General features: G+C 69.2%; 8 protein-coding genes. 3 read left to right on the forward strand and 5 right to left on the reverse strand.

Annotation, left to right across the window (positions count from 1 at the left end):
• Window positions 1-205: 205 nt before the first annotated feature.
• Complete coding sequence (locus JHD82_RS03740; RefSeq protein ID WP_034392811.1) at window positions 206-1,843, forward strand: DUF4384 domain-containing protein; 1,638 nt, start codon at window positions 206-208, stop codon at window positions 1,841-1,843.
• Window positions 1,844-1,882: 39 nt separating this feature from the next.
• The gene (locus JHD82_RS03745; protein ID WP_199135465.1) at window positions 1,883-3,115 is read left to right on the forward strand and encodes an SEL1-like repeat protein; all 1,233 of its coding nucleotides are present in this window, start codon (window positions 1,883-1,885) and stop codon (window positions 3,113-3,115) included.
• A gap of 23 nt (window positions 3,116-3,138) precedes the next feature.
• Here JHD82_RS03745 and JHD82_RS03750 read toward each other — a convergent pair whose 3' ends face one another.
• The 4 genes from JHD82_RS03750 to JHD82_RS03765 all read right to left on the reverse strand — a co-directional run bounded on the left by JHD82_RS03750 (window position 3,139) and on the right by JHD82_RS03765 (window position 9,434).
• The gene (locus tag JHD82_RS03750) at window positions 3,139-3,978 is read right to left on the reverse strand and encodes an HDOD domain-containing protein (RefSeq protein ID WP_013802712.1); all 840 of its coding nucleotides are present in this window, start codon (window positions 3,976-3,978) and stop codon (window positions 3,139-3,141) included.
• Between the two features lie 28 nt (window positions 3,979-4,006).
• Window positions 4,007-6,367: a Tex family protein gene (locus JHD82_RS03755; RefSeq protein WP_199135466.1), complete on the reverse strand. Its 2,361-nt coding sequence runs from the start codon at window positions 6,365-6,367 to the stop codon at window positions 4,007-4,009.
• A 179-nt stretch (window positions 6,368-6,546) separates the two neighbouring features.
• Window positions 6,547-8,283, reverse strand: a complete 1,737-nt coding sequence (locus JHD82_RS03760; protein WP_199135467.1) for a multicopper oxidase family protein — start codon at window positions 8,281-8,283, stop codon at window positions 6,547-6,549.
• A gap of 23 nt (window positions 8,284-8,306) precedes the next feature.
• Complete coding sequence (locus tag JHD82_RS03765) at window positions 8,307-9,434, reverse strand: chromosome condensation regulator (protein ID WP_199135468.1); 1,128 nt, start codon at window positions 9,432-9,434, stop codon at window positions 8,307-8,309.
• A gap of 297 nt (window positions 9,435-9,731) precedes the next feature.
• Between JHD82_RS03765 and JHD82_RS03770 the strand changes: the two genes are divergently transcribed.
• Window positions 9,732-10,844, forward strand: coding sequence for a DUF72 domain-containing protein (locus tag JHD82_RS03770; RefSeq protein WP_199135469.1), 1,113 nt, complete (start codon window positions 9,732-9,734; stop codon window positions 10,842-10,844).
• Here the strand turns inward: JHD82_RS03770 and JHD82_RS03775 are convergent.
• Window positions 10,829-11,158, reverse strand: a complete 330-nt coding sequence (locus JHD82_RS03775) for an antibiotic biosynthesis monooxygenase (protein ID WP_016446802.1) — start codon at window positions 11,156-11,158, stop codon at window positions 10,829-10,831. The two genes, JHD82_RS03770 and JHD82_RS03775, sit on opposite strands and share 16 nt — an antisense overlap.
• Window positions 11,159-11,189: the final 31 nt, after the last annotated feature.

The following is an 11,189-nucleotide window of genomic DNA, read 5'->3' on the forward strand; positions in this document are numbered from 1 at the left end:
CATTTCTCGATCCCCCATTTTCCGGCGCCGACGCCCGTGCGCGCCTGTGCCCTGGCTCGCCGTTTTCCAGCAGAGGTCCATCATGCGCAACCGCCTTCCATCGCCAGGACTTCCCCGCCCCGATGCCGCGCTGCAGCCGGCACTCGGCGGCCATGCGGACGACCGTGGGACTTTCCGCCAGCGATGGTCCGGCAGACAGGGTTGCATGCGGGCCATTGCCTGCGCCGTCTCGGCCTCCATCGTGCTGCTGTCGGGCTGCGCGCCGCTGGATGCGCGCAAGGACGCCAAGTACCTGGACAAGGTCTATGCGGCCGACCGCCCCGTGGTGCGGCCGGTGCGCTCGATATCGAGCTTTTCCGACTCGCTGATGTGCATGGACAGGATGTTCCGCAACAGCCACATGCCCACGGTGCTGATCACCAGCAAGCAACTGCCCGACTACTCGGGCCGCGTGGCCGTGGCCGCCAAGGAGATGGTGGTCACCGCCCTGTCCCAGATGTCGCGCGTCAGCAGTGCCTTCCGCTACGTGGACTATGAGGTGGACATCGCTCGCCAGGATACGGTGCAGAACCTCACCACCATCTTGCTCAACAACAACCAGATCCAGCTGCAGCGTCCCGCCCTGTATGTGTCGGGTGCCGTGTCCTTCATGGACCAGAACGTGCTGCGCAACAACGTGGACATAGGCACCAGCGCCTCGCGCCTGGAAACCGGCTACAGCGCCAACCGCAGCGGCGCCGTGCTGGGCATGGAGCTGCACCTGGGCGACTTCCGCACGCGCACCATCATCCCGGGCCTGGATTCGGCCAACGAGGTCGTCATCGGCAACGGCAGCCAGGGGCTTGACCTGTCCGGCCGCATCGGCACCTACGGCGTGCAGTTCAGCGTGGGCCGCGACTATGCCCAGGGCTCGGGCCCGGCCGTGCGCACCCTGGTCGAGCTGGGCATGATCGAGCTGCTGGGCAAATGGTCGCGCCTGCCCTACTGGCAGTGCCTGACGCTGGACCAGACCCACCCCGACTTCCAGCGCCAGCTGCGCGACTGGTACGAGGAAGGCGAAGCCGGCATCCACCAGGAACTGGTGCGCCAGTCGCTGATCAGCAAGGGCTATCTGCCGCCGGACGCCCCGGCCTTCACCGCAGGCAACCCGCAGTGGCGCGAGGCCATAGGGCGCTTCCAGGCCGACAGCGGCATGGTGGTCAGCGGCGTGGTGGACTTCAATACCTACGAGCGCGCACTGCGCGACTTCGTGGCCGTGGGCGCCGATGGGCACATCACGCGCATTGGCTGGAACACCAAGAGCGCAGCGCCGGTCACCACAGCCTCCGAGAACGTGGCCGTGGGCACGGGCGACTACCGCTACGGCGCCCCCGCGCCCGACCGCAAGCTGGACCTGTGGGTGGAGAACATCACGCCCACCCGCACCTCCTTCGAGACGGGTGAGCAGCTCTTCCTGTCCACCACCGTGTCGCGTGCCTCCTACCTGTCGTGCTTCATGGCGGGCGCCGATGGCGAGGTCACCCGGCTGGTGCCCAACGACGTGAACCGCTCGGGCTGGATCACCGCCGCCCAGTCCGTGCGCCTGCCCGACTGGATGAGCCCCAACCCCGGCTATGTGATCAACGCCGGCCCTCCCGGCAAGGAAGGCGTGGCCTGCTTCGCTACCGAGCAGAACATGACCGACAAGCTGCCCACGCTGCTGCAGGGCAAGGCCTTCATCGCCATCCCGGGCATGCGCTCCCTGGAGGATGTCAACCAGTACATGGCCAGCTCGCTGGGCGCAGACGGGTACACCGGCTCGGCCCGCTTCTGGCAGGTGGTGCCGGCCCAGGCCAAGCGCTGACGCACGGTGCGGACCACAAGCCAACCAAAGGCACCTGCCATGCCCTCCAGCGCTCATGAAACCTCCCCGCGGCGGCGCCGCGGGCTGCGCCTGACCGCCAGGCTTGTGCTGCCCGGGCTGCTGGTGGTGCTGCCCGGTCTGGCGCCCGCCGTGCTGCCGCATGTGCAGGCGGCAGCGCGCTTCACGCCGGTCATGCCCATCCGGGTGGCGACGGCCAGCGTGTACGGCTCCCAGCCGGGCACCAGCAACATCAATTCGACCTCGGATACCGCCCAGCAACGGGCCCTGTCCCAACTGCGCAGCCGCGCCGAAGGCAAGGGCGTGAGCCCGGCCACGCAGCGCGAGGCGCAATGGGTCATGGGCCTGCTGGCACTGCATGGCATTGCCATGGCCCAGGACGGGCCACAGGCCAGGACCTGGTTCGAGCGTGCACAGCGCGCCGGCCATCCGCTGGCCAGCGCGGGACTGGCCTGGTGCGCCATGGACGGCTGCGGCCAGCCCCCCGATCCACCGGCCGCAAGGCCCTGGATCGCCCAGCTGGCCAAGACCGACCCGGCCCGTGCGCAATACCTGGAATGGCTGCTGGCCCGGCGCCTGGCGCCGCTGTCCACGGCCGAGCCCGTGGGCGAGGCCTTGACCGTGGCAGGCACGCCCGACCAGGAGCTGTTGCAGCGCGCGGCGCGTTCGGGCAGCCCTGGCGCACAGCTGGAATGGGGCCTGGCCCTGCTCGCGCAGGACGAGCCCGAGGCCGCCCTGCGCCAGTTCCGCGCGGCGGCGCCACGCTCATCCAGCGCGGCGGCCAATGCGCAGATGCTGGGCGACCGCATGCGGCCCGCAGGCCAGCTGGTGTCGGCCCAGGGCACGTCTGCCCCGCCTGCGGCGCAGGGGCCGCAACGGCTGCAGCGCACGCCGCAGTTGCGGGGCTCGCCCAGCGAGCAGGACATCCAGGTGCGCCAGCCCGTCACGGCCCAGCAGCAGTGGGAGCAGGCCCAGCGCTATCACCGTGGCGAAGGCGTGCCGGCCAACTACACCGAGGCCCTGCGCCTGTACCAGCAGGCGGCGTCCCACGGCCATGTGGCATCGCGGCGCATGCTGGAGTTGATCTATTCGCGCCCCGCACAGGGCGGCGGTGTGGACATTGGCTGGATGCAGCAGCTGGCACGCATCGACCCCATGACCATGCAGCCCATGGCACCCATCAGCCCCGCGCCCTACCGGCGCGACCCCACGCCGCTTTTCGACATGGTGCCGGCGCCCTGGCACCGGAACTGACGCAGGCGGCCCTGGGCCCTGCCCTAAAGCAGCACATCCAGGCCCGTGTCGGCCATCCAGTCCACCGGGTCCTGGCGCAGCACCATGTCGATGTCCAGGCCCAGGGCCACCCCCACTTCGCCGGGAAAGCTCACGGCCAGCGCGCGCTCGCCCCATTGCGCCTCACGCGATCGGGCGCGCCAGGCGGCGATGTGCAGCACGCAGGCCAGGGGATCGAAGCCGGGCTGGGCCAGCGGCGCGTGCAGGTGCTGCAGCGCGTCGGCCAGCAGCGGCGGAAGATTCCAGCGCCGGGCCAGGCCTGCGCTGACATGGCTGTATGCGTAGCCGCACAGCCGCATCTCCACTTCGGCACGGCGCGGGTCCAGCGGGCCGACCAGCTCGGAGATGGTGGCCGCGCGGCCGGGATCGATCATGTGCATGGCCAGCTCGCCCAGCCCGTGCAGCAGGCCTGCCGCATAGGCCGCCGTGGGGCTGGCCTGCACCGTGCCGGCCAGCGCGCGGGCCACGCGTGCGGCATCCACGCTGTAGCGCCAGAAGGCCGGCATGGCCACGCCCGGCACGGCATGCGTGCCCACGCCCAGCGGCATGCCCCGCACGATCTGTCGCAACTGCGCGGGCGCCAGCAGTGCGAGCGCCTCGGGAATGCCGGTGACACGGCCCGCCATGCCGAAGACCGGGCCGTTGGCCTGCGCCAGCAGCCCGGCAGCCAGCGCGGGGTCGGCCGCGAACAGCTGGCTCAGCCGGCGCAGGCTGGGCTGCTCGGGCACCAGCTCGCGCAGCAGCAGGGCCACAATGCGCGGCTGCGCCGGCAGGGCCAGCGTCTGGGTCAACAGCGTCTGCAGATCCAGTGCGTGCGCAGCCATCGCGTTTCCTGCCTTGCCCTGCCCGGCCTTACTTGCGGGTCTGCAGCTTGGCGAAGGCCGAGGCCATGGCCGACTGCTGCGCCGGCTCGGGCGCGCGGCGCTGGCCGCCCTGATGGCCCTGGCTGCCCCGGCCTGCGCTCTCGAAGCGGTTGTCACGGGGGCCGTCGCGGCGCGCGGGCGCCGCATCCAGCTTCATGGTCAGGCTGATGCGCTTGCGCACCACATCGACCTCCAGCACCTTGACCTTGACGATCTGGCCGGTCTTGACGACCTCACGCGCGTCCTCGATGAACTTGTGGCTCATCTGGCTGACGTGAACCAGGCCATCCTGGTGCACGCCCAGGTCCACGAAGGCGCCGAACTGGGCCACGTTGCTGACCGTGCCCTCCAGCGTCATGCCTTCCTTGAGGTCCTTGATGTCTTCCACGCCGTCATTGAAGCGGGCGACGACGAAGTCCGGGCGCGGATCGCGGCCGGGCTTTTCCAGCTCGCCCAGGATGTCCTTGATGGTGATGGCACCGAACTGCTCGCTCACGAACTGCTCGGCCTTCAGGCCCTTGAGCACCTCGGAGCGGCCCATGAGCTGGTCCACGCTCTTGCCCGTGGTGGCAATGATGCGTTCGACCACGGGATAGGTTTCCGGGTGCACGCCCGTCATGTCCAGCGGGTTGTCGCCGCCGCGGATGCGCAAAAAGCCTGCGGACTGCTCGAAGGTCTTGGCGCCCAGGCCGGCCACCTCCATCAGCTGCTTGCGGCTCTTGAAGGAGCCGTTGGCATCGCGCCAGCGCACCACCGACTTGGCCACGCTGCCCGACAGGCCCGAGACGCGCGACAGCAGCGGCGCCGAGGCCGTGTTCAGGTCCACGCCCACGGAGTTCACGCAGTCCTCGACCACGGCGTCGAGCTGGCGCGCCAGCTCGCTTTGGTTCACGTCGTGCTGGTACTGGCCCACGCCGATGCTCTTGGGGTCGATCTTGACCAGCTCGGCCAGCGGGTCCTGCAGGCGCCGCGCAATGCTGGCGGCGCCGCGCAGGCTCACGTCCACATCGGGCATTTCCTGCGAGGCGAACTCGCTGGCGGAATACACGGAAGCGCCAGCCTCGCTGACCACGACCTTCTCGATCTGGCGGTCGGCCTTGCTGGCGATCTTGATCAGGTCGGCCGCCAGCTTGTCGGTCTCGCGGCTGGCCGTGCCGTTGCCGATGGCAATCAGGTTGATCTGGTGCTTTTCGACCAGGCGGGCCAGCACGGCCAGGGAGCCGTCCCAGTCGCGGCGCGGCTCATGCGGGTAGATGGTGGTGGTGTCCACCAGCTTGCCCGTGCTGTCCACCACGGCCACCTTGACACCCGTGCGGATGCCCGGGTCCAGGCCGATGACGGCGCGCTGGCCCGCAGGCGCGGCCAGCAGCAGGTCGCGCAGGTTGTCGCCAAAGACCTTGATGGCCACCTTCTCGGCATCTTCGCGCAGGCGCGAGAACAGGTCGCGCTCGGTGGACAGGCTCAGCTTGACGCGCCAGGTCCAGGCCACGCACTTGCGGATCAGGTCGTCGCTGGCGCGCTTGGCGTGGCTCCAGCCCAGGTGCAGGGCGATCTTGCCTTCGGCCAGGCTGGGCTGGCCGGGCTCGGGCTCCACGGGAAGAACCAGCTTGGCTTCAAGGATCTCCAGCGCGCGGCCGCGGAACACGGCCAGGGCGCGGTGCGAGGGCACGCGGCCAATCGGTTCGTCGTACTCGAAATAGTCGCGGAACTTGGCAACCTCGGGGTCGTTCTCGTTCTTGGACTCGATCTTCTTGGAGCGCAGCAGGCCGTCTTCCCACAGCCATTCGCGCAGCTTCTGCACCAGCGCCGGGTCTTCGGCCCAGCGCTCGGACAGGATGTCGCGCACGCCATCGAGCACGGCGAAGGTGGTGGAGAAATCGGGGCCCGGCTTGCCGTCGTCCAGGGTGGTGGCGGGCTTGCAGAAGGCCTCGGCCTCCTTGTGCGGGTCCAGCGTGGGGTCGGCAAACAGCTTGTCGGCCAGCGGCTCGATGCCGAATTCCTTGGCAATCTGGCCCTTGGTGCGGCGCTTTTGCTTGAAGGGCAGGTAGATGTCCTCCAGCTCCTGCTTGGTCGGCGCATTGGCAATGGCCAGGCGCAGCGCATCGGTCAGCTTTCCCTGCTCGTCGATGGCCTTGAGCACCGTGCCCCGGCGGTCTTCCAGCTCGCGCAGATAGCCCAGGCGTTCGTCGAGCTGGCGCAATTGCGCGTCGTCCAGGCCGCCGGTCACTTCCTTGCGGTAGCGGGCGACGAACGGAACCGTGGCTCCGCCATCAAGCAATTCGACCGCAGCACCCACTTGCTGCGGCTTGACATTCAGTTCTGCGGCGATTTGGCCAATGATTTTTTGCATTCGAGAGGCGCCCCGTGGCGTGGAATCCGGAAAGCGGCCAAGTGTGCCACACGCGATTCGGGCCAGGCCGCTCACGGCCCGCCCGCAAATGCAAGCATTTCTTGCAGTCCAATGAATTCAAGGGCTTGCAGCATGAAGCCGGAAGGGCGCGGGAATGGCCGATAGGACAAGCCCGGCTTTCAGGGCCGCACATCCACGATCTGCATCATTCCCAGGTCCTCATGGTCCAGCGCATGGCAATGCCAGACGAACTTGCCGTGGAAATCCGCGAACCGCATGCGAAAGGTGATGCTGCCCTTGGTGACCCCCGCCGCCCCGCTGCTGCCCGTGCCCGGCGGCACGGGCAGGGTATCGGCCCAGAACGGCGTCACCGGCGCGCCGTTGACCCTGACCACATAGCAGTCGTTGACGTGGATGTGAAAGGGATGCGGGTAGCCGTTGTAGTTGTAGACCGTCCACTCCTCCACCGCATTGAAGGGCACGGTCTGCACAGGCGTGAGGCTGGAATGGATGGGCGACATGCCCAGCGGCATGGCCTCGGTGCCCACCGCAAACACCGATCGGTTGCCGCCCACCTTCAGCACCCAGCTCTCGCCGGCCGGCATGGGCGCCAGGGCCGGGTCGCGCACGCCCTTGTCCTCGTCGTCGGCCAGCACGGCCAGGCGCAGGACGCGCTGCACGCCACCATGGCTGGCCAGCTCGGCATCGGTGATGGGCGTGTAGTCGCCGGGCCTGCGCAGCAGGGCCGGGTCGGGCACGCGGGCCTGCACGGGCTCGCCCTGCACCACCACCCGGGCCAGCACCTCCTCGAAGGGCTCGTTGCCGCTTGGCCGGTGAAAGGACGGGCACGCGGCCGCGCGCAGGAAATACTCGCCCGGCGCCATCGATGCCTGCACCACCATGGACAGGCGCCCGCCCGGGTAGATGTAGTTGCCGGGCCAGTCGCGCATGTCCAGCGGCTGCCCGGCCGTCTGCCGGCACAGCGGCCGGTAGATGCCGCCGTAATGGTTGCCGTCGCGGCCATAGACATTCATCACATGCCCGTCGAGCACGGGATGCAGCGGGTAGAACGACGAAGGATTGACGATGTGCCAATGCTGCACCTCGCCGGGCCGCATCACGATGGTGGGCTGGTAGGCGCCGTTGAGCAAAAAGGCGCCGGCCGGATTCTGCATCGAGTCTTCCAGCGTATCGGTGCGGCCCTTGGCGTTGACGGTGAGCTTGTGGGCGAACAGCACGCGCTCGCGCATGTTCACGCTGGCACGGAACGGGTCCTGCGCATCGGCCACGATGATGGCGCCGAACATGCCGCTGGAGACCTGGGCATTGGTGGCGCCGTGCAGATGCGGGTGGTACCAGTAGATGCCGCAACTGTGGTCGTCGGGCAGATGGATCTCGTGGTAGCGCGTGGCGCCGGGCGCGATGCCGGCATCCGGCCCGTCCACCACGTAGTCGCCAAACACGCCGGGCCGTATCTCGCGCGGGTCCACGTGCAGGCCGTGGAAATGCATGTTGGTGCTGTTCTGGTGGTTGAGCAGCGCCCAGTCCGAGCCCTGGGGCGAGGCCGGCAGCTGGTTGTGCACCCACATCTTCAGCGTGTCGCCGGGGCGCAGCCACAGCGTGGGCGCCGTGTATCGCCCATTGAAGCTGCGCAGCTCCAGACGCCGCCCGGGCTGCCGATCGGCCGGATAGCGGGCCCAGCGCGCAATGTCGCTGTCCGGCAGGTCCATGTCCATGGACGCATAGCCCACGTTCAGGTGCAGCTCCAGCACGCCGTTGACGGAGCGCAGCGCCTGCGGCTCGGGCAGATCGTCGCGCGGCCCGCCTCCACCGCCGCAGCCGGGCAGCACGGCGCCCGCCGTCAGCAGGGCGCCCCATTGCAGCAGTGCCCTGCGGTTCAGGCCCGGGGCAGGCATTGAATGCTCCTGGTGCAGATGCTTCACAGGGCCTCCTTTGCCGTGCCGGCGATTGCGTTGGTTTCGGTCAGGTCATTGAGGGCGTGCAAGGCCAGCGCATGGGGGCGGGACTGGGCCTGGGCCCCGTCCTGGCCCTGGCAGGCGCCATGGCGGTTGTCGCCCCAGGCCCAGCAGCGCCCGCCGCGCTCCAGGGCCAGCACATGCGTGCCTCCCACGCTGATCTGCTGCACCGCCGCTAGGCCGGGCACGGCGTGAAAGCCCGCGCGGGGTGCCGCATCGCCCTGGCCCAGCTGGCCCAGGCCATTCCAGCCCCAGGCCAGCACCTGCCCGCCCTGCGTGGTCGCCGCCGAAAAATGCAGGCCCGCCGCCAGACTGCTGAGGCGCCCAGGCACGGCAATGCGCACGGGGCCGGGACTGTAGGCCGCCTGCAGCCGCTGGTCCAGCTGGCCCTGGTGGTTGGAGCCCCAGCCCCACAGCCGCCCCTTCTCATCCAGCGCCAGGCTGTGCGTGGCCCCCGCCGCCACCGCCACCACGGCCGCAGCGCCCTGCGGCAGGACCACGCGCTGCGCACGGCTGCGCTGCACCAGATCGCCCTGCCCCAGTTGGCCGGCCGCATTGGCGCCCCAGGACCAAACCTGCCCCCTGGCGTCCAGCGCCAGCGCATGGCCCATGCCCACGGACACGCTGCGCACGGAGGGCAGGCCCTGCACGCGCTGCGCACCGGGCATGGCATCCGACCATCCCCAGAGTGCGCCTTCGCGGTCCTGCACATAGGCCTGCTGCTCACCCGCCCAGATGCGCCGCACCCCGGCATCCTGCCGGCCCAAGGCCAAAGGCCTGGGCACGGCGCCCGCGGCATCGCGGACCTGGGGCGCAACGGCATAGGCCTGGCCATCCGCCCAGGCCAGCAGCGAATGGCCCGCATCCACCAGCCCCTCCCAACGCGTGCCACGGGGGCTCAGGCGCTGGGGCACGGGCTGGGAAAAGCTGCGGTGGCCGATGCGCGTGGCATCGGGCGCACAGACCTCGGCAGCATCCACGCCTTCGGGCAGAGTGCGCAACACCTCCAGATTGCCCCAGGCGAATACGCCCTCCGATGTGATGAGCACGGACCGCTGCGGGCCCGCCACTACCTGTTCTATGGTCAGCATCACCCTCTCCTTTGCGTGTTTCGCGTGTTTCGCGTGTCTTGGGGCACCCCGACACGGCGGTACAGCTGCCCGTGAGGTGTCAGTGCGGATTGTTCAAAGGAAGCGGGTGGGGGGCAATCACTGAAAACTGTGATTCCTCAAGAGCGCCTTAGGCTCCGTCAATCGATCCCGCCCCAGGCCTGCGACGCGGCATTGGCCTGCAGGCACATCGCCATCGCGGCCGGGGCCTGCGTGGCCTGAGTGCCTACGCGGGCTGCGCTGGCGCAGCGGCATCATGGACAATCCATGCTCCAGCCCATGCAAGACGATCTGTTTGGCGCGCCGCCCTCACCGCCGCCCTCCCCACCCTCTTCCGCTCCGGCCCCGCCTGCCGCCAGCGCTGCGCCTGGCGGCCGCAAGCCGGCATCCCGCAAGGCCGTCGGCGCCGTGCAGCTGGCGCCCCAGGCCCTGCAATGGCAGGCGCTGGCGGACCAGCTTCCGCAGGGCTTGCGCATGGGGGTCTCCACCTGGTCCTACCCGGGCTGGGAAGGTTTGATCTGGGATGGCGCCTATGACAAAAGCGTGCTCGCCAAGAAGGGACTGGAGGCCTATGGCCGGCATCCGCTGATGCGAACGGTCTGCGTGGACCGCAGCTTCTGGAGGCCGTTGACGGCCAGCCAGTACCTGGCCTTCGCGGGCCAGGTGCCGGCCGATTTCCGCTTCGTGGTCAAGTGCCCTTCGGTGGTCACCGATGCGCAGGTCCGCGACGAGGATGGCAAGGGCATGTCGCTGAACCCCGTGTTCCTTCAACCCGATCTGGCCGTGACCAGCTTCGTCGAGCCCACGCTCGAAGGGCTGGGCGAGCAGCTCGGCGTGCTGGTGTTCCAGCTCAGTCCCATGACCTGGGGCCTGCTGAGCCGCCCCACCGAACTGCTGGCGCGGCTGCAGGCCATGCTGGACGCGGTGCGAGCGGCGCTGGCCGCCCATCCGCTGGGCGCACAGATCATCGTGGCGGTGGAAGTGCGCGACCCGGAGCTTTTGACGCCCGAGCTGGTGGACACGCTGCGCGCTGCAGGCGCCACCTTCTGCCTGGGGCTGCACGGCAAGATGCCGCCCATCGAGGAGCAACTGGTTTTTCTGCGCGGGCTGTGGCCCACCCCGCTGGTCTGCCGCTGGAACCTGAACCGCGAGTTCGGTGCCTACGGCTATCCCGATGCGCAAACCAAGCACGACCCCTTCGACGAGATCCGCACGCCCGATGTGCACACGCGCGCCATCCTCGCCAAGACCATCGATGGCATCACCAGCCGCGGGCTGCCCGCCTTTGTGACGGTGAGCAACGATGCCGAAGGCTGCGCGCCGCGCTCCATCGCGCTGCTGGCCGAGGCCGTGGTGCAAGCGCAGGCGGCCCGGATTCAGCGCTTGCCGTAGGCGCGCTCCACGCGGGCCACGCGCAACTCATAGTGCTCGTACCAGGCGTCCTTGCCCAGTTGCTGGGCGACCAGGTGCTCGGCATCCTGCTTCCAGCGCGCAATGGATTCGGCCGTGGACCAGTACGACACGGTGATGCCGAACCCATCCTCGCCACGCGTGCTTTCCGCGCCCAGGAAGCCTTGCTGCTGCGCGGCCAGGTCCACCATGCGCTGGGCCATGAGGCCGTAGCCATCATCGTCGTCCGGCGTCCTGCGCGACGAGAAGATGACGGCGTAGTAAGGCGGCTCGGGGGTGTTGGCAAAGGGGCTCATCGTGGTCGGGGCGGCATGTTCTGCGGGACCG

The sequence above is a fragment of the Delftia sp. ASV31 genome (assembly GCF_016428765.1).
GTDB classification, from domain to species: Bacteria; Pseudomonadota; Gammaproteobacteria; order Burkholderiales; family Burkholderiaceae_C; genus Comamonas; species Comamonas acidovorans.